At 66.2% G+C, this 18,850-nt stretch carries 13 protein-coding genes, 2 tRNA genes and 3 rRNA genes; 16 read left to right on the top strand and 2 right to left on the bottom strand.

Annotated elements, in window-relative coordinates:
- Nucleotides 1–12: 12 nt before the first annotated feature.
- The 8 genes from DEI94_RS09885 (at nucleotide 13) to DEI94_RS09850 (ending at nucleotide 10,793) form a co-directional block, all read left to right on the top strand.
- Entirely contained in the window at nucleotides 13–1,215 is a 1,203-nt protein-coding gene (locus DEI94_RS09885; RefSeq protein WP_111026150.1) for a branched-chain amino acid aminotransferase, read from the top strand.
- A gap of 9 nt (nucleotides 1,216–1,224) precedes the next feature.
- The gene (locus DEI94_RS09880; RefSeq protein WP_111013411.1) at nucleotides 1,225–1,995 is read left to right on the top strand and encodes a fumarylacetoacetate hydrolase family protein; all 771 of its coding nucleotides are present in this window, start codon (nucleotides 1,225–1,227) and stop codon (nucleotides 1,993–1,995) included.
- 699 nt (nucleotides 1,996–2,694) lie between these two features.
- A 16S ribosomal RNA gene (locus DEI94_RS09875) occupies nucleotides 2,695–4,214 on the top strand.
- Nucleotides 4,215–4,716: 502 nt separating this feature from the next.
- Nucleotides 4,717–7,845, top strand: a 23S ribosomal RNA gene (locus DEI94_RS09870).
- 107 nt (nucleotides 7,846–7,952) lie between these two features.
- A 5S ribosomal RNA gene (gene rrf, locus DEI94_RS09865) occupies nucleotides 7,953–8,069 on the top strand.
- The 16S, 23S and 5S rRNA genes sit together here, the layout of an rRNA operon.
- 107 nt (nucleotides 8,070–8,176) lie before the next feature.
- On the top strand, nucleotides 8,177–9,664 hold the full coding sequence (gltX, locus tag DEI94_RS09860) for a glutamate--tRNA ligase (RefSeq protein ID WP_111027130.1): 1,488 nt from the start codon (nucleotides 8,177–8,179) through the stop codon (nucleotides 9,662–9,664).
- A 65-nt stretch (nucleotides 9,665–9,729) separates the two neighbouring features.
- Nucleotides 9,730–10,668: an NAD(P)/FAD-dependent oxidoreductase gene (locus DEI94_RS09855; RefSeq protein WP_111027131.1), complete on the top strand. Its 939-nt coding sequence runs from the start codon at nucleotides 9,730–9,732 to the stop codon at nucleotides 10,666–10,668.
- 53 nt (nucleotides 10,669–10,721) lie between these two features.
- Nucleotides 10,722–10,793 (top strand) — tRNA-Gln (locus tag DEI94_RS09850).
- Between the two features lie 168 nt (nucleotides 10,794–10,961).
- On the opposite strand, the gene DEI94_RS09845 is transcribed toward DEI94_RS09850, so the two are convergent.
- Nucleotides 10,962–11,951, bottom strand: a complete 990-nt coding sequence (locus DEI94_RS09845) for an endo-beta-N-acetylglucosaminidase H (protein ID WP_111027132.1) — start codon at nucleotides 11,949–11,951, stop codon at nucleotides 10,962–10,964.
- 251 nt (nucleotides 11,952–12,202) lie between these two features.
- Between DEI94_RS09845 and DEI94_RS09840 the strand changes: the two genes are divergently transcribed.
- The 4 genes from DEI94_RS09840 to DEI94_RS09825 all read left to right on the top strand — a co-directional run bounded on the left by DEI94_RS09840 (nucleotide 12,203) and on the right by DEI94_RS09825 (nucleotide 15,809).
- Nucleotides 12,203–13,498: an ABC transporter substrate-binding protein gene (locus tag DEI94_RS09840; RefSeq protein WP_258378034.1), complete on the top strand. Its 1,296-nt coding sequence runs from the start codon at nucleotides 12,203–12,205 to the stop codon at nucleotides 13,496–13,498.
- A gap of 162 nt (nucleotides 13,499–13,660) precedes the next feature.
- A complete protein-coding gene (locus DEI94_RS09835) occupies nucleotides 13,661–14,647 on the top strand; it encodes a carbohydrate ABC transporter permease (RefSeq protein ID WP_111013701.1) in 987 nt (328 codons plus the stop codon).
- The gene (locus DEI94_RS09830; RefSeq protein WP_111027133.1) at nucleotides 14,644–15,549 is read left to right on the top strand and encodes a carbohydrate ABC transporter permease; all 906 of its coding nucleotides are present in this window, start codon (nucleotides 14,644–14,646) and stop codon (nucleotides 15,547–15,549) included. Before DEI94_RS09835 ends, DEI94_RS09830 begins: the two co-directional genes overlap by 4 nt.
- A gap of 11 nt (nucleotides 15,550–15,560) precedes the next feature.
- On the top strand, nucleotides 15,561–15,809 hold the full coding sequence (locus tag DEI94_RS09825; protein WP_111009318.1) for a hypothetical protein: 249 nt from the start codon (nucleotides 15,561–15,563) through the stop codon (nucleotides 15,807–15,809).
- 20 nt (nucleotides 15,810–15,829) lie between these two features.
- On the opposite strand, the gene DEI94_RS09820 is transcribed toward DEI94_RS09825, so the two are convergent.
- Nucleotides 15,830–16,864 carry a DUF72 domain-containing protein gene (locus DEI94_RS09820; protein ID WP_111027134.1) on the bottom strand — a complete coding sequence of 345 codons (1,035 nt, stop codon included), beginning with the start codon at nucleotides 16,862–16,864 and terminating at the stop codon, nucleotides 15,830–15,832.
- Between the two features lie 98 nt (nucleotides 16,865–16,962).
- On the opposite strand from DEI94_RS09820, the gene DEI94_RS09815 reads away from it, so the two are divergent.
- The 4 genes from DEI94_RS09815 to DEI94_RS09800 all read left to right on the top strand — a co-directional run bounded on the left by DEI94_RS09815 (nucleotide 16,963) and on the right by DEI94_RS09800 (nucleotide 18,748).
- Nucleotides 16,963–17,035: transfer RNA gene (locus DEI94_RS09815), tRNA-Glu, on the top strand.
- A gap of 212 nt (nucleotides 17,036–17,247) precedes the next feature.
- The gene (locus DEI94_RS09810; RefSeq protein ID WP_111027135.1) at nucleotides 17,248–17,775 is read left to right on the top strand and encodes a fluoride efflux transporter FluC; all 528 of its coding nucleotides are present in this window, start codon (nucleotides 17,248–17,250) and stop codon (nucleotides 17,773–17,775) included.
- Complete coding sequence (locus tag DEI94_RS09805; RefSeq protein WP_111027136.1) at nucleotides 17,772–18,149, top strand: fluoride efflux transporter FluC; 378 nt, start codon at nucleotides 17,772–17,774, stop codon at nucleotides 18,147–18,149. Before DEI94_RS09810 ends, DEI94_RS09805 begins: the two co-directional genes overlap by 4 nt.
- A complete protein-coding gene (locus tag DEI94_RS09800; RefSeq protein WP_111027137.1) occupies nucleotides 18,146–18,748 on the top strand; it encodes a histidine phosphatase family protein in 603 nt (200 codons plus the stop codon). The genes DEI94_RS09805 and DEI94_RS09800 overlap by 4 nt, the downstream gene beginning before the upstream one ends.
- Nucleotides 18,749–18,850 lie beyond the last annotated feature (102 nt).

The following is an 18,850-nucleotide window of genomic DNA, read 5'->3' as shown; positions in this document are numbered from 1 at the left end:
CCAGGAGACACCATGACCAGCACGACACCCACCAGCACCGACACGGCGTTCACGACGGCGTTCCGGACGGTCCCCTCCGCCGACCGCCGCGCGGCGGCCGAACGGGAGGCCATCCTCGCCGACCCGGGGTTCGGCAAGTTCTTCACGGACCACATGGCGACCATCCGCTGGTCGGTCGAGTCCGGCTGGCACGACGCGAGCGTCCATCCGTACGGGCCCCTCGTGCTCGACCCGAGCGCGAGCGTGCTCCACTACGCGCAAGAGATCTTCGAGGGCCTCAAGGCGTACCGGCACGCCGACGGTTCGGTCTGGGGGTTCCGACCCGAGGCGAACGCTCGTCGGTTCCAGCGGTCCGCCGAACGCCTGGCGCTGCCGGAACTCCCGGTCGAGGACTTCGTGTCGGCCATCCGGCACCTCGTCGCGACGGACGTCGAGTGGGTGCCGTCGGCGGACGAGACGAGCCTGTACCTCCGGCCGTTCATGATCGCGACCGAGGCCTTCCTCGGGGTGCGCGCCGCGCAGCAGGTGGAGTTCCACGTGATCGCCTCGCCGGCCGGGGCGTACTTCACCTCGGGTCCCAAGCCGGTCTCGATCTGGCTGTCGACGCAGTACGGCCGCGCGGGCAAGGGCGGCACGGGAGCGGCGAAGACCGGTGGGAACTACGCGTCGTCGCTCCTGCCGCAGCAAGAGGCCTACGCGCATGGCTGTCAGCAGGTGATGTTCCTGGACTCGGTCGAGGGGCGGTACCTCGAGGAACTCGGCGGGATGAACGTCGTGCTCGTCCGGTCCGACGGCACGCTCGTCACCCCGGACTCCGACAGCATCCTCGAGGGCATCACGCGGGACTCGATCCTGCAGCTCGCGGAGGACCGCGGCCTGCGCGTCGAGCGCCGTCGCGTCGCCCTCGACGAGTGGCGCGACGGGGTCGCCGACGGCACGATCACCGAGGCCTTCGCGTGCGGAACGGCTGCCGTCGTGACCCCGATCGCCGAGTTGCGGGGCGAGGACATCACGATCGGGTCCCCGACCCAGGGTGCCGGCGAGCTCACGATGTCCCTGCGACAGGAGCTCACCGACATCCAGTACGGGCGACGCCCCGACCCGCACGGGTGGATGGTGCAGCTCACCGAACCGGGCGCGGCGTCCGTCGGCGACGCGGGCGACGATGCCCTCCGCTCCGCGGAGTCCGGGACCGACGAGGCAGCGGCTCAGTAGGGTCGACACGTGAAGATCGCACGGTTCAGCACCCCGGGGGAGGACCCCCGTTACGGCATCCTCGACGAGCGAGCGCTCGTGGTCCTGGCGGGCGACCCGCTGTACCAGGGGTTCGAGACGACGGGGGAGCGGGTGGACCTGCGGACCGCGACGCTCCTCGCTCCGGTGATCCCGAGGTCGAAGGTCATCGGGGTCGGGCTCAACTACGCCGAGCACGTGTCCGAGATGGATGAGCGCGCGGGGGAGGACCCCATCGTGTTCCTCAAGCCGAACACGGCCATCATCGGCCCGAACGACCAGATCCGCTTGCCGCAGGACGTGGGGCGGGTCGACCACGAGGGCGAACTCGCCGTCGTGATCGGGTCCCTGGCGAAGAACGTCCGTCGCGAGGACTTCGCGGACGTCGTGCTCGGGTACACCGTGGCCAACGACGTGACCGCCCGTGATCTCCAAGCCCGCGACGGACAGTGGACCCGGGCGAAGGGCTTCGACACGTTCTGCCCGATCGGCCCGGTCATCGAGACGGACCTCGATCCGTCCGACGTCCGGTTGGAGACCCGCGTGGACGGCGACATCCGGCAGGCGGCGTCCACCTCGGAGATGATCCACGACATCCCGAGTCTCATCGAGTTCGTGTCCTCGATCTGGACCCTGCTGCCCGGGGACCTCATCCTCACCGGGACCCCGGCGGGCGTGGGCCCGATCAACGACGGCGAGATCGTCGAGGTCACGGTGTCCGGTATCGGCTCGCTGACCAACCCGGTCCTCGCGCGACGCTGACCCGACGCCGCCGAACCGAGCTCCGACGCCGCCGAACCGAGCTCCGACGCCGCCGAACCGAGCCCCGACGCCGGCCGACCCGGCCCTCGACCCCGACACCGCCACGGTGCCGGGGTCGCGGCGTTCGCGGCTCCGCAGACCACGATCGGGGCGCGCAACCAGGAGCGGACAGCCCGGTGGTTGCCTGGGACAACTTCGCGACACGCCCGGGATGTGGGGTGGTTTGCTGGGTGGTGGGGTGGTGCGTAAAGTAATCACTCGTCACCCCAAAGGTGCGGCGGAGCGGCCGGGACAGTGTCCCGGAGCGAGCCGGCCTCAAGCGGGACCGTCCTCCACCGAGGTTCTGATCGGGACTTGCGCCTGATCGCTTCGACGCTTAGGATGTAGAACCTGCAACTGGTCCTCTCCTTCGGGATGAGCCATCCACCTCGTGTAGGGGGATGCACATCGGTTGCACAACCAAGAACACAGCTTCGTTGCTGATGTCCGGGGGTTCCCGGGTGGATGAGCGGATGCGTCTGGTCCTTGAGAACTCAACAGCGTGCACATTGTCAATGCCAATTTATTGACCCCGTGCGTGTCGGCCTTCGGGTTGGCGCGTTCGTGGACGATTCCTTTGGATTGAATGATTGTCAGTAGACAGTCTTTTCAGTCAGCATCAAATTCGCCTTCTGCTCTTCGGGGTGGTTGGGAACGTTTTTTACGGAGAGTTTGATCCTGGCTCAGGACGAACGCTGGCGGCGTGCTTAACACATGCAAGTCGAACGATGATGCCCAGCTTGCTGGGCGGATTAGTGGCGAACGGGTGAGTAACACGTGAGTAACCTGCCCCTGACTCTGGGATAAGCGTTGGAAACGACGTCTAATACTGGATATGACGGCCGATCGCATGGTCTGGTCGTGGAAAGAATTTTGGTTGGGGATGGACTCGCGGCCTATCAGGTAGTTGGTGAGGTAATGGCTCACCAAGCCGACGACGGGTAGCCGGCCTGAGAGGGTGACCGGCCACACTGGGACTGAGACACGGCCCAGACTCCTACGGGAGGCAGCAGTGGGGAATATTGCACAATGGGCGAAAGCCTGATGCAGCAACGCCGCGTGAGGGATGACGGCCTTCGGGTTGTAAACCTCTTTTAGTAGGGAAGAAGCGAAAGTGACGGTACCTGCAGAAAAAGCACCGGCTAACTACGTGCCAGCAGCCGCGGTAATACGTAGGGTGCAAGCGTTGTCCGGAATTATTGGGCGTAAAGAGCTCGTAGGCGGTTTGTCGCGTCTGCTGTGAAATCCCGAGGCTCAACCTCGGGCTTGCAGTGGGTACGGGCAGACTAGAGTGCGGTAGGGGAGATTGGAACTCCTGGTGTAGCGGTGGAATGCGCAGATATCAGGAAGAACACCGATGGCGAAGGCAGATCTCTGGGCCGTAACTGACGCTGAGGAGCGAAAGCGTGGGGAGCGAACAGGATTAGATACCCTGGTAGTCCACGCCGTAAACGTTGGGCGCTAGATGTAGGGACCTTTCCACGGTTTCTGTGTCGTAGCTAACGCATTAAGCGCCCCGCCTGGGGAGTACGGCCGCAAGGCTAAAACTCAAAGGAATTGACGGGGGCCCGCACAAGCGGCGGAGCATGCGGATTAATTCGATGCAACGCGAAGAACCTTACCAAGGCTTGACATACACCGGAAACGGCCAGAGATGGTCGCCCCCTTGTGGTCGGTGTACAGGTGGTGCATGGTTGTCGTCAGCTCGTGTCGTGAGATGTTGGGTTAAGTCCCGCAACGAGCGCAACCCTCGTTCTATGTTGCCAGCGGTTCGGCCGGGGACTCATAGGAGACTGCCGGGGTCAACTCGGAGGAAGGTGGGGATGACGTCAAATCATCATGCCCCTTATGTCTTGGGCTTCACGCATGCTACAATGGCCGGTACAAAGGGCTGCGATACCGTAAGGTGGAGCGAATCCCAAAAAGCCGGTCTCAGTTCGGATTGAGGTCTGCAACTCGACCTCATGAAGTCGGAGTCGCTAGTAATCGCAGATCAGCAACGCTGCGGTGAATACGTTCCCGGGCCTTGTACACACCGCCCGTCAAGTCATGAAAGTCGGTAACACCCGAAGCCGGTGGCCTAACCCTTGTGGAAGGAGCCGTCGAAGGTGGGATCGGTGATTAGGACTAAGTCGTAACAAGGTAGCCGTACCGGAAGGTGCGGCTGGATCACCTCCTTTCTAAGGAGCATCTGGCACTGCTGGCCTGGCCCGTTCGGGTTGGGGGTGGTGTCCAGGCGCCGGATCGAGACGAATGTTCTCGTCGGTAGCTCATGGGTGGAACATTGACAGTGGGTCCGGATGGATCTCGTGGATGCTAGTACGTCGGTTTCGGCCGGTTGGAACGGGTCTGTGGGTGAGATTCGGGCCGTGCACGTTGTTGGGTCCTGAGGGACCAGGCTTCCCTGCTGCCTGTGTGGTGGTGGGGGTTGGGGCTTGATGCCCCCTCGTTGGGCCAGTGCCAAGTCGACCGGTTGGTCGGGGCGGGCTGGTGCCGATCGTATGTTGAGAACTACACAGTGGACGCGAGCATCTTAGACGCTTGCTGATTCGTCGCCGGCTTTCGTGGTTGGTGGTGGGTCGGCTGGTGTCACAAGAGTGCGATTCGCTCCTGACGTCGTTTGGCGTTGGGACGAGTCAACACTGAGGCCGTGCATCGTTTTCGGTGCGCGGCAATCTTTGTGGTCAAGTTTCTAAGAGCAAACGGTGGATGCCTTGGCATCTGGAGCCGAAGAAGGACGTAGAAATCTGCGATAAGCCTCGGGGAGCTGATAATCGAGCTGTGAGCCGAGGATTTCCGAATGGGGAAACCCCGCCAGGTGTTTTGCGACCTGGTGACTCCCGCCTGAATGTATAGGGCGGGTAGAGGGAACGTGGGGAAGTGAAACATCTCAGTACCCACAGGAAGAGAAAACAACATGTGATTCCGTGAGTAGTGGCGAGCGAAAGCGGATGAGGCTAAACCGATCATGTGTGATAGCCGGCGGGCGTTGCATGGTCGGGGTTGTGGGACACGTCGCTCAGTTCTGCCGGACTGGGGCGGTTACAGCGCATCATAGTCGAACCGGTTTGAAAGCCGGGCCGTAGTGGGTGCCAGCCCCGTAGACGAAATGGTGTTATGGCCGGATGTGTATCCCAAGTAGCACGGGGCCCGAGAAATCCCGTGTGAATCTGTCAGGACCACCTGATAAGCCTAAATACTCCCAGATGACCGATAGCGGACAAGTACCGTGAGGGAAAGGTGAAAAGTACCCCGGGAGGGGAGTGAAATAGTACCTGAAACCGTTTGCTTACAAACCGTTGGAGCCTCCTTGTTGGGGTGACAGCGTGCCTTTTGAAGAATGAGCCTGCGAGTTAGCGATATGTGGCGAGGTTAACCCGTGTGGGGTAGCCGTAGCGAAAGCGAGTCTGAATAGGGCGATTGAGTCGCATGTCCTAGACCCGAAGCGAAGTGATCTATCCATGGCCAGGGTGAAGCGACGGTAAGACGTCGTGGAGGCCCGAACCCACTTCAGTTGAAAATGGAGGGGATGAGCTGTGGATAGGGGTGAAAGGCCAATCAAACTTCGTGATAGCTGGTTCTCTCCGAAATGCATTTAGGTGCAGCGTTGCGTGTTTCTTGCCGGAGGTAGAGCTACTGGATGGCCGATGGGCCCTACAAGGTTACTGACGTCAGCCAAACTCCGAATGCCGGTAAGTGAGAGCGCAGCAGTGAGACGGTGGGGGATAAGCTTCATCGTCGAGAGGGAAACAACCCAGACTACCAACTAAGGCCCCTAAGCGTGTGCTAAGTGGGAAAGGATGTGGAGTTGCACAGACAACCAGGAGGTTGGCTTAGAAGCAGCCACCCTTGAAAGAGTGCGTAATAGCTCACTGGTCAAGTGATTCCGCGCCGACAATGTAACGGGGCTCAAGCACACCGCCGAAGTTGTAGATTTCGTACCCAGACAAGCCTTCGTGGTTCAGTCGTACGGAGTGGTAGGAGAGCGTCGTGTGGCGAGTGAAGCGGCGGAGTGATCCAGCCGTGGACGCCACACGAGTGAGAATGCAGGCATGAGTAGCGAAAGACGGGTGAGAAACCCGTCCTCCGAAAGACCAAGGGTTCCAGGGCCAGGCTAATCCGCCCTGGGTAAGTCGGGACCTAAGGCGAGGCCGACAGGCGTAGTCGATGGACAACGGGTTGATATTCCCGTACCGGCGAACAACCGTCCCAGTCAATCCAGTGGTGCTAAGAGTCCTAACCCGGCTCGATCCTGATCCCTTCGGGGTGATGGACGTCCGGTCTAACGCTCGACCCCATGCTGGTGCGGCTAGCGTATTAACAGGTGTGACGCAGGAAGGTAGCTGAGCCAGGCGATGGTATCCGTAAGGTGAACCTGGTGTAAGGATGTAGGGCTGACGATAGGCAAATCCGTCGTCTGTACGCCTGAGATCCGATGCATACCCGTCATGGGGAATTCAGTGATCCTATGCTGCCGAGAAAAGCATCGACGCGAGGTTGCAGCTGCCCGTACCCGAAACCGACTCAGGTGGTCAGGTAGAGAATACCAAGGAGATCGAGAGAATCGTGGTTAAGGAACTCGGCAAAATGCCCCCGTAACTTCGGGAGAAGGGGGGCCGGAACCGTGAACGGACTTGCTCCGGGAGCGGGGAAGGCCGCAGAGACCAGTGGGAAGCGACTGTTTACTAAAAACACAGGTCCGTGCGAAGTCGCAAGACGATGTATACGGACTGACGCCTGCCCGGTGCTGGAAGGTTAAGAGGAAGGGTTAGCCTCACGGCGAAGCTCAGAATTTAAGCCCCAGTAAACGGCGGTGGTAACTATAACCATCCTAAGGTAGCGAAATTCCTTGTCGGGTAAGTTCCGACCTGCACGAATGGCGTAACGACTTCCCAGCTGTCTCAACCGCGAACTCGGCGAAATTGCACTACGAGTAAAGATGCTCGTTACGCGCAGCAGGACGGAAAGACCCCGTGACCTTTACTACAGCTTGGTATTGGTGTTCGGTGTGGCTTGTGTAGGATAGGTGGGAGACTGTGAAGCGGGCACGCCAGTGTTCGTGGAGTCGTTGTTGAAATACCACTCTGGTCACTCTGGATGTCTAACGTAGGACCCTGATCGGGTTCATGGACAGTGCCTGGTGGGTAGTTTAACTGGGGCGGTTGCCTCCCAAAAAGTAACGGAGGCGCCCAAAGGTTCCCTCAACCTGGTTGGCAATCAGGTGTCGAGTGTAAGTGCACAAGGGAGCTTGACTGTGAGACTGACAAGTCGAGCAGGGACGAAAGTCGGGACTAGTGATCCGGCAGTGGCTTGTGGAAGCGCTGTCGCTCAACGGATAAAAGGTACCTCGGGGATAACAGGCTGATCTTGCCCAAGAGTCCATATCGACGGCATGGTTTGGCACCTCGATGTCGGCTCGTCGCATCCTGGGGCTGGAGTAGGTCCCAAGGGTTGGGCTGTTCGCCCATTAAAGCGGTACGCGAGCTGGGTTTAGAACGTCGTGAGACAGTTCGGTCCCTATCCGCTGCGCGCGTAGGAAATTTGAGAAGATCTATCCCTAGTACGAGAGGACCGGGATGGACGAACCTCTGGTGTGTCAGTTGTTCTGCCAAGGGCACCGCTGATTAGCTACGTTCGGACCGGATAACCGCTGAAAGCATCTAAGCGGGAAGCCGTCTTCGAGATGAGATTTCCATGCCCCTTGTGGGTGAGAGGCTCCCAGTAGACGACTGGGTTGATAGGCCGGATGTGGAAGCGGGGACTAACGACCCGTGGAGCTGACCGGTACTAATAAGCCGATGACTTGATTACACTTCCCACCCGTTCGGGTGGGGCTCGCGTCCACTTTGTGGTTCCCGATATGCGATCGGGGATCATCCGCAGCAACTGCGGAACATGATCGTGAATATCGATGGTGTTCCGGTGGTCATAGCGAGAGGGAAACGCCCGGTCACATTCCGAACCCGGAAGCTAAGCCTCTCAGCGCCGATGGTACTGCAAGGGGGACCTTGTGGGAGAGTAGGACACCGCCGGACTCAACGTCAGGGAAGCCCCTGATCACTCGCTCGAGGAGCGTGCTGATCAGGGGCTTTTCGTCGTCTCCGGTCGGGGCCGACGGGCGTCACGGTAGGATCGGGGCGTCATGACAGCGCCATTCACCACCGCCTCCGGCTCCGACGTCCGAGTTCGTTTCTGCCCGTCACCGACCGGGACGCCCCACGTCGGACTGATCCGGACGGCCCTGTTCAACTGGGCCTACGCACGGCACACCGGCGGGACCTTCGTGTTCCGGATCGAGGACACCGACGCGGCCCGCGACAGCGAAGAGAGCTACGAGCAGATCCTCGACGCGCTCCGCTGGCTGCGGTTGGACTGGGACGAGGGCATCGACGTCGGCGGTCCGCACGGCCCCTACCGGCAGTCCGAGCGGTCGGACATCTACGTGGACGTCATCGAGCGCCTCAAAGCCGAGGGGCTCGTCTACGAGTCGTTCGTGACCCCGGAGGAGATGGAGGCCCGGAACCTCGCGAACGGCCGTGATCCGAAGCAGGGGTACGACAACTTCGAGCGCGACCTCACCGAGGCCGAGCGTACGGGGTACCGGGCCGAGGGTCGGCAGCCGGCGCTCCGTCTCCGGGTCCCGGACCGCGATCTCGGGTTCGCTGATCTCGTCCGGGGCGACATCACGTTCCCCGCCGGATCGTTCTCGGACTTCGTGGTCGTCCGACCGAACGGCAAGCCGTTGTACACCTTCGTGAACCCGGTCGACGACGCGCTCATGGGGATCACGCACGTCCTCCGCGGCGAGGACCTGCTCTCGTCGACGCCACGGCAGATCGCGCTGTACGAGGCCCTGGTGCAGATCGGCGTGACCTCGTTCGTGCCGCGGTTCGGGCATCTGCCCTACGTGATGGGCGAGGGCAACAAGAAGCTGTCCAAGCGCGACCCGGAGTCGAACCTGTTCCACCACCGGGCGAACGGGTTCATCCCCGAGGGGCTGGTGAACTACCTCGCGCTGCTCGGCTGGTCGCTGCGGGCGGACCAGGACGTGTTCTCCCTCGACGAGATGGTGGCGGCGTTCGACGTCGTGGACGTCAACCCGAACCCGGCGCGGTTCGACCCCAAGAAGGCCGAGTCGATCAACGGCGACCACATCCGACTCCTCGCCGTCGAAGACTTCACGGACCGTCTGGTGCCGTACCTCGACGGCGTGCTGAGCGACCCGGTGACGGCGGACGAGCGGTCCGTGCTGCAGCGCGCGGCGCCGCTCGTGCAGGAGCGCATGAACGTCCTGAGTGATGCGCGGGGCATGCTCGGTTTCCTCTTCGTCGCGGACGACGACCTCACGATGGAGGACGACGCGCTCGCCACCCTCAAGGAGGACGCGCGGACCGTGCTCGACGCCTCCATCGACGCCCTCGAAGCGATCGAGGACTTCCGCGCGGAGCCCATCGAGTCGGCGCTCCGCGCTGCGCTCATCGACGGGCTCGGCCTGAAGCCCCGGGTCGCCTTCGGTCCGCTGCGGGTCGCGGTCTCCGGGCGACGGGTGAGTCCGCCGCTGTTCGAGTCGATGGAGATCCTGGGAAAGCCGTCGACGCTCACCCGGCTCCGCCGGCTCCGCGACCGGTGACGGATTCGCCCGGAGCGGGAGCGGTGCCCCCGCGGAGCGCCCCTGCGGCGCCGCACGGCCCCGACGTGCCCCCCGCGGACGACTACGACGTCGTCGTGATCGGGGCCGGCCCTGCCGGGCTCAGCGCCGCGCTCAACCTCGTGCGCGCGCGCAGGCGGGTGCTGCTCGTGGACGCCAACCGCCCGCGGAACGCGGCGACGCTGCGGTCGCACGGGTTCCTCACCCGTGACGGTGTGTCGCCCCTCGAGCTCCGGAAGCTCGGTCGCGAGGAGGTCGAGGCCTACCCCGAGGCGACGGTCACGCAGGCGGTGGTGGATGACGTCCACGCGGACGCTGGCGGCTGGGTGGTCTCGGGCGCCTGGCGGGGAACGCCCGTCGCGGCGCGCGGTGCAGCCGTCGTCGTGGCGACGGGACTCCGCGAGAGCTTCCCGAGCCTCCCGAGCCTCCGTGCGTACTACGGGACGAGCGTGCACAGCTGCGTGGAGTGCGACGCGTACGAGAAGGCCGGGCAGCCGCTGGCGTTGATCGGGGAGACCGACGACCTGGCGGAGCGCGCGCTCGTGTTGGCGGCGTGGACGGACGACCTCGTCGTGTTCACGAACGGCGTGGGCCGTCTGTCGGAGGATGACCGCGCTCGCCTCCATGCCGCCGGGGTGGCTGTGGAGGACCGGGCGATCGCCGACCTCGAGGGCGGACGTGATGGACTGACGGGCGTCCGGCTCGTCGACGGCGTCGTGGTCCCGCGCGTCGCCGGCTTCGTGCGACCCCGGTGGCACGTCGATCTCGACTTCCTCGACACGCGGCTGGACCACGACGAGGACGGGTTCGTCGTGGTCGACCGGCACGGCCGGACGGGTGTCCCGGGACTGTACGCCGTGGGCGATGTCACCCCGCCCGGCCCCGAGCAGCTCATCGTTGCGGCTGGCGCCGGCGCCGTGACGGCCGCTGCCGTCCATCGTGACCTCGTCCGTGGTCTTCGGCCTGCTCGGGATGCTGTACAGTAGACACTCGGTTCCGGACACCACGGAACCATGGTCCGAGGCTGCCTCGTGACCAGTGGGGTATGGTGTAATTGGCAACACGGCTGATTCTGGTTCAGTTGTTCTTGGTTCGAGTCCAGGTACCCCAGCAGCGAGCAGGCCCCCGAGCGATCGGGGGCCTGCTGCTTTTCCAGGGAACAGTCGCGAGCGCCCGGCGGGCGTGCCGGCGCGTCGACGGCACGATCTCCTGGGGCGAGCGCGAGGGACGGTGCCGCCACCGTCCCTCCTGCGCCGGGCGTCGCACTCGGCCGTTCCGGTCAGCGGTACGTCGCACCCTGTCCGTAGAGGCTCTGCGTGAGTGCTGACACGTACGCGCTGTCGTCACCGTCGGGCAGGTCGTACGTCATGAACACGCCGTAGTGCTCAGCCTCGGTCCGTCGTGCGAGCGCCTGCGCGGTCGCGATCGAGGTGCTCTGGATGTCGACGGCGGCGGGGGAGAGCCGCGACTTCGGGAGGCCGGGTGTCGCCGGGGCGCTGTAGGTGCCGTAGTAGGGGTTCCAGGCGTAGTCGAGCTTCGAGCCGATGCGCGGGCTCGAAGCGTCGAGGCTGGTGGATGCCGGGCCGATGTCGTAGAACGAGAGCAGCTTGTGCGGCAGGTCCGCCCGGAGCGCCGAGATGAGCCAGCCGATCGACTGCGCGTTGGGCTGCGGCGTGCCGTTGACGCCGTAGTCCGAGTACTCGTCGTCGAGGTCGATGCCGTCGAGGCGGTACTTCGTGACGACGTCGCGGACCTGCCGTGCGAAGTCCGCGGCGGCGGCGGGTGTGGAGAAGTTCGCGATGCCGGCGCCCTGGTGGTTGCCGAGGATGGACAGCTCGACCTTGATCCCCTTCGCCTGCAGGGGCCGGATCTGTGTGGCGGCTTGGTCGAGCGTCGCCTGGACGTTGGCGTTGAGCGACAGCTGCGCCTTCGTGCCGTCGTCGTCGATGTTCGCGGCGAAGATGATCCCGATGTCGAACGCGTTCGCCCCGTCGGCGAGCGTGTAGCGGCCGACGTTCGCGAGCTGGTCGTTGTTGACCTCGACGTACGCGACGCTGGTCGGGCCGTGCTTGACGGCGTGGTGCTGCTGATGTCCGTGGTCCGGACGGCCTGCCGTCGCCGCGTCCGCAGCGGACGGTGCGAGCGGCACCGCCGCAAGCGTGATGGCGGCAGCGGCCCCGATGCACCATCGCCTGGCGCTCCTGGGGGTGACGGTCCCGCGGGTCCCGGTGGTGGTGGTGGTGGTGGTGGTGGTGGTGGTCCTGCGCATGGCACTCCTCGTCGAGTGGGGTGGGTGGCGGTGTTCGCCGTGGACCGAGCGTGGATGACTGAAGCGCTTCAGTCAACCCCGCACCAGCCTCGTCCTCGGAGTCGGGCCGGCGTCCAGCGGGTTGATAACGATGTGGTGTCGCGACGCCCCGAGCGGGTGCGCGCCTCCCCCTTCCGGGGGTACCGTCCCGAACCAGCGGGCAATGAGGCCTGCTCAGGCGTGTCGCCTGCGATCTCAACGAGGAGACGACAGTGGACAGGACACGAGGGAAGCTGCGCATCGTCTGTGCGGCCGGCGTCGCGGTGATCGGACTGACGTTGGCCGGGTGTTCGAGCGGCGGTTCCGGCTCGGGTTCGGGTGGCGGCGACGCGGCCTCGGGCCAGACCAGCCGCGGGCCGATCACGTACGTGCAGGGCAAGGACAACTCGAACGTCGTCCGCCCGCTCATCGCCAAGTGGAATGCCGCGCACCCGGACGAGAAGGTGACGTTCAAGGAGCAGTCCGACCAGGCCGACCAGCAGCACGACGACCTGGTGCAGCACTTCCAGGCGAAGGACTCGGGGTACGACGTCGTCGACGTCGACGTCGTGTGGACGGCCGAGTTCGCGGCGAAGGGCTGGCTGACGCCGCTCACGGGGAAGATGCGGATCGACACCTCGAAGCTGCTCGCACCGACGGTGAAGACGGCGACGTACAACAACACGCTGTACGCCGCACCGCAGACGTCGGACGGCGCGCTCCTGTACTACCGCAAGGACCTCGTGACGACGCCGCCGACGACGTGGTCGGCCATGATGCAGGACTGCTCGATCGCCGAGCGGGCCGGGATCGGGTGCTACGCGGGTCAGTTCGCCAAGTACGAGGGCCTCACGGTGAACACCTCCGAGGCGATCAACGGTGCCGGTGGATCGGTGCTCGCGAAGGACGGTTCGACACCGACGCTCGACACCGCGAAGGCCCGGGCAGGCCTGCAGAACCTCGTCACCGCGTTCAAGGACGGCGACATCCCCGCGGAGGCGATCACGTACCAGGAGGAACAGGGACGCCAGGCGTTCGAGTCCGGCAAGCTGCTGTTCCTGCGCAACTGGCCGTACGTGTACAACCTCGCGAAGACCGATGGTTCGTCGACGGTCAAGGACACGTTCGGGATCGCGCCGATCCCGGGCGCCGACGGCATCGGATCGTCGACGCTCGGTGGTCACAACGCCGCGATCAGCGTGTACTCGAAGCACAAGGCGACCGCGCATGACTTCCTCGAGTTCCTCGAGTCGAACGAGACCCAGAAGTTCTTCGCGACGCAGGGGTCCCTCGCGCCCGTCGTCGGGAGCCTCTACACGGATCCGACCCTGACGTCGAAGCTGCCGTACCTGCCCACGCTGCTCACCTCGATCAAGAGCGCCGAACCCCGTCCGGTGACGCCGTACTACCCCGCGGTCACGAAGGCGATCCAGGACAACGCGTACGCCGCGCTCAAGGGCTCGAAGTCGGTGCAGCAGGCACTCAAGGACATGCAGGCCGCGGTCAAGTCGGCGTCGAACTCGAACTGACCCTCCAGGTCCTCCCGACCGACGGACGGGAGGCGCGGTGACGGAGCCGCGCCGCGCCTCCCGTCCGTTCCGTCCGGAGACCGGTACGAAGCGACACCAGGCGAGGAGGCCACCGTGTCAGCAGCAACAGAGATCCCGGCCGCGATCCCGGCCCCGTCGGGCATGGAACCACGACGTCGGGGACGGAGCGGTCTCAACGCCGCGCACGGCCGGTGGGCCGTCTGGCTCATCGGCCCGACCCTGCTCCTGCTCGCGATCGTCATCGGGTACCCGGTGGTGAGCGCGATCGTGCAGTCGTTCCAGAACGACGCCGGCCTGGACAAGGCGACCGGGATGTTCGTCAGCGGCGGCTTCGCCGGTGTCGCCAACTACGTGCACTGGCTCGGACAGCGGTGCGGTACCGGTGGGAGCGCGGTCGCGTGTCCGCCCGGCAGCCTCGGCGCGACGTTCTGGACGTCGTTCGGCAACACGTTCTTCTTCACCGCGGTGACGGTCGTCTTCGAGACCGTGATCGGGGTGTGGATGGCGATCATCATGAACCGACCGTTCACCGGGCGGGCGCTGGTCCGGGCCGCGGTGCTCGTTCCGTGGGCGATCCCGACCGCCGTGACGGCCAAGCTCTGGTACTTCATCTTCGACGTCAACGGCGTTCTCAACCAGGTACTCGGGACCCATGTGCTCTGGACGAGCGGGGAGTGGTCGTCGCGGTTCGCGATCGTCATCGCCGACACGTGGAAGACGACCCCGTTCATGGCGCTGCTCATCCTCGCGGGCCTGCAGCTCATCCCCGAGGAGGTCTACGAGGCCGGCAAGGTGGACGGTGCCACGACGGTCCAGCGGTTCCTCCACATCACGCTGCCCCTCGTCCGCCCGGCCCTCATGGTGGCCGTGCTGTTCCGGGTGCTCGACGCGCTGCGCCTGTACGACCTCCCGGCGATCCTCACGGGCGGCGGCGGGGGATCGGGGAACGCCACCACGACGCTCTCGATCCTCGTCGTCGAGCAGATCCGACAGGGGTTCAACTCCGCGTCGGCCCTGTCGACGATCACGTTCCTCGTGATCTTCGCCGTGGCGTTCCTGTTCGTCCGGTTCCTCGGTGCGAACGTCGTGCAGACGCAGGCCGCGCAGCAGAAGGGTGAACTCCGATGACCATCGCAGCGCCACGGGCCCGCGCCGCCGTCCGCGATCGCGACACGACCACCTCGACCATCCGGGTCGAGCGGCACCGAGGTCCTGCGATCCGGACGGGCATCAGCGCCGCCGTGATCGTCATCTGGTGCCTCCTGCCCTTCTACTGGATGGTCGTCACGTCGTTCCGCGACGTCGGCTTCACGTTCGACGCGACGCCCTGGCCCACCCACGTGACGCTCGAGAACTACCGGACGGCGTTCTCCACCGGACTCGGCAACCACCTGGGACGTGCCCTCGGCAACAGCCTCGTCATCGGTGGGACCGTGACGGTGATCGCGTTGCTCGTCGGGACGAGTGCCGGCTACGCGTTGGCCCGACTCGAGTTCCGCGGCAAGTCGGTGATCGCCGGCGCGATCCTGGCCGCGTCCATGTTCCCCGGCGTGGCGCTCATCTCGCCCCTGTTCCAGCTGTTCACGGACGTCGGTTGGATGGGCACCTACCAGGCCCTGATCCTGCCGAGCATCTCGTTCGTGCTGCCGCTGACGGTCTACACGCTCACCTCGTTCTTCCGGGAGATGCCGTGGGACCTCGAGGAGGCTGCGCGGATCGACGGCTGCACGCGGATCCAGGCGTTCCGACGGGTCATCCTGCCGCTCGCCGCTCCCGCGGTCTTCACGACGGCGATCCTGGCGTTCATCTCGTCGTGGAACGAGTACCTCATCTCGAGTCAGCTCTCGAGCGACCGGACACAGCCGGTGACGGTGGCGATCGCGAGCTTCGCCGGCAGCCAGCCCCACCAGGAGCCGTACACGGCGGTCATGGCCGCGGGCACGATCGTCACGATCCCGCTCGTGATCCTCGTGCTCGTCTTCCAGCGTCGGATCGTCGCCGGCCTGACGGCCGGTGGCGTCAAGGGCTGATCGTGGCGCGCATGCGGCCGCCGCGCCCCACGGACACGACCGACACGTTGATCGGGTTCAGTGGGTTCTTCGGCGCGGTCCTCCTCGTCGTGACGATCACGTGCGAGCTCACCGGGCGGTCCGCGCTCGGATGGGCGCTCGCGTTGCTCGTCGTCGTCGCGCTCGTCGCGGCTCTGCTGCATCGGCGCGCGGCGCTCGTCCGCCGGACCGGCGGGCACGACGGACGGGAGGCCTCCCATGACGTCGGCGGGAGCGGCTGACGGATCGCGACCGCGCCCGGTCAGGACCCGAGGGTGCCGCCGGGCCGGTGCGGTGCCTCCCGGCTGACCGCACCCCGCGCAGCGAGCGCCGCGTCGAGCGCCAACGCGTCCCAGGGTGCGTGGCGCTCGGCGTCGTTGTCGAAGTAGACGAACGTGTCCCGCCCGGCGAGGAGGTGTTCCTCGACCCGGTGCGCCCACTGCCCGGTCGCGTGCTCGTCGTAGCCGCTGTGGTAGACCTCTGGACTGCCGTGCAGGCGCAGGTACGCGAAGTCGGTCGTCGGCTCGTCGAAGCGGGGCCAGGCCGTACCGGCGTCGCTGTCCACCAACGCCACCCGGTGCTGGCGGAGCACCGCGAGGTGGTCCGGCGTCACGGCGGCGGGGGTGCGGACCTCGAGCGCGTGACGGATGACCCGCTCGCCCGGCGTGCCGTCCCCGGATCGACCGTCACCGTCGCCGTCGGAACCGGGCACGCTGTCCGACGCGCGCACCTTCGCGTCGTGGTCGTCGGCGAGCGCCCGTGCGGCGTCGAAGGTCGTGGGCAGCTGGTCGAGGAAGGCGTCGAGGACGTCGGGGGTGGGGGCGAAGGCCGCGGGGAGCTGCCAGAGGACGGGCCCGAGCCGGTCCTCGAGCTCGAGGACGCCCGACGCCATGAAGTTCGCGAGCGCCTTGTGCACGTTCCGCAGGTGCAGCATGTGGGTGAGGTAGCGCCCGCCCTTCACGGCGAAGACGAAGCCGTCGGGGACGGCGTGCCGCCACGCCTGGTACCGCTCGGGACGCTGCAGCGAGTAGAACGAGCCGTTGAGCTCCACGGTCGGGAACCGATCGCCGACGTACTCGAGCCAGCGGCGCTTGGCGAGGCGCTGCGGGTAGAAGTCGCCCCGCCAGCCGTCGTACTGCCACCCGGAGAGCCCGACGCGGGCGACGGCGCCCGTCGGAGGGGCGCCGGCGGACCGGGCGAGCGCGCGACGGTCGGTGCCCCCGATGGTGGCGGTGCCCCCGATGCGCCCTTCGCCCTCGATGGACTCGGCGCGGTCGTCGGGGTCGGGGTCGGGCATCGCCCCACGGTATGCCCCGGCGCCGGGCCGACACACCGACGGCCGCTCGTTTTGCGTCGTGACCCGGACCTGTGTCATACTCTTCTGGTTGCCGGAACGGCCCCATCGTATAGTGGCCTAGTACGCCGCCCTCTCACGGCGGTAACGCGGGTTCGAATCCCGCTGGGGTCACGCGCACAGTGACTGCAGAACCAGCACGGCAGCCGCATGGAATCCCTCGCCCGCGGGCGGGGGATTCCGTCGTTCCGGCTTGGTACGCTCCAGGGGTCTCCGACCCGGCAGTGGGGCCTGCCGGACCCGAACCTCGCCGACCGGCCGGTCGAGCGACGACGGTCCCTGTCTCCGATCGCGCGTCCTCGACGCGCCCAGCAGATGGGAGCACCATGACCAACGCGTCCGGCGGACCGAGCGCCGCCCCCGCGTCGAGCGGTGGCAGCCTGCCGTCCGACCCTGACGTCGAGGTCGACGACACCGCGAGCGGTGCGCCGACCCGTCCGCCGCATCTCCGCTGGCCCTCCATCGGCCTCGTGGCGCTCGGCGGAGCGGTCGGGACGGCTGCGCGAGCGCTGATCACCTCGGCCCTGCCGTCCGGTCCCGCCTCGTGGCCGGTCCTCGGCATCAACGTCCTCGGCGCGTTCTGCCTCGGGCTCCTGCTCGAGGCGTTGACGCGCCGCGGTTCCGACGAGGGGCGCCGCCGATCCCTACGGCTCCTGTTCGGGACGGGCGTGCTCGGGGGCTTCACGACCTACAGCACGCTCGCGGTCGACGCGGCCACGCTGCTCCGGACCGGCCACGCTGGCACCGCGGTGGGGTACGGCCTCCTCTCGGTCGTCGCGGGGCTTGTCGCGGTCGTCGTGGGTCTGGTGGTCGCGGCGGTGACGCGCCCCGACGCCGGGGCAGCACGTCGGTGAGCACGGTCGAACTCGTGCTCGTCGCGGTCGGCGGCGGCGTCGGCGCCGTGCTCCGCTTCGTCCTCGACGGCGCCGTCAGAGCGCACTGGCCGCGCTCCCTTCCCCTCGGGACGATCGTCATCAACGTGAGCGGATCGCTCGTCCTCGGGTACGTCACCGGACTCGGAACGGCCGGGCTGCTCCCGAGCCTGGTCGTCGCGACGCTCGGGACGGGCATGATGGGCGGGTACACGACGTTCTCGACGGCGAGTGTCGAGACGGTCCAGCTCGTGCGTGCCGGTCATCCGTGGCTCGCGCTGCTGAACGGGATCGGCATGCTCGTCGTCTCGGTCGGCGCCGCAGCGCTCGGCCTCCTCCTCGGAAGGAACACATGACCTCGGAACGCCCCGGTGAACTCGTCCTCGTCCGCCACGGAGAGACCGCGTGGTCGAAGAGCGGCCAGCACACCGGTAGGACGGACATCCCCCTGACGGAGAACGGCATCGAACAGGCGAAGCGCGCGGGGCGGTTCCTCGCCGATCGCGACTTCGCCCTCGCGCTGTCGAGCCCGCTCGAGCGAGCGCGCGAGACCGCGCGGCTCGTCGGCGTCGACGCCGAGCCGGACGAGGACCTGTTCGAGTGGGACTACGGCGCGTACGAGGGACTGACCACGCCGCAGATCAAGGTGCAGCGGCACGGGCCCTGGGACCTCTGGACCGACGGCGTCCCCGTCGGCGACACCCCTGGTGAGAACGCCGCCGAGGTCCGGGTCCGGGCCGAACGGGTGCTCGACCGGGCGCGACCGGTGCTCGCCGAGGGGCAGGACGCGATCTTCGTCGCGCACGGGCACGTGCTCCGCGCGATCGGTGCGGCCTGGATCCGACTCGCGCCGCAGGACGGCGCAGTCCTCGCGCTCTCGACCGCCTCGGTCAGCGTGCTCGGCTACGAACACGGCCGCCCGGTGATCGACCACTGGAACGTCCAGCCGGGATAGGCCCGACGGCCGGGAGGGCCGGGGCGGCCCGTCCCTCCCGGCCGTCGAACCGTCGGCCCCGGTGCCGGGAGTGCCGCGCTGTCGTTCCCCGGCCCTCCCAGC

The sequence above is a fragment of the Curtobacterium sp. MCBD17_040 genome (assembly GCF_003234805.2).
Taxonomy (GTDB): domain Bacteria; phylum Actinomycetota; class Actinomycetes; order Actinomycetales; family Microbacteriaceae; genus Curtobacterium.
The sequence above is the reverse complement of the archived record's forward strand: the minus strand, read 5'-3'. Positions and strand labels throughout refer to the sequence as shown.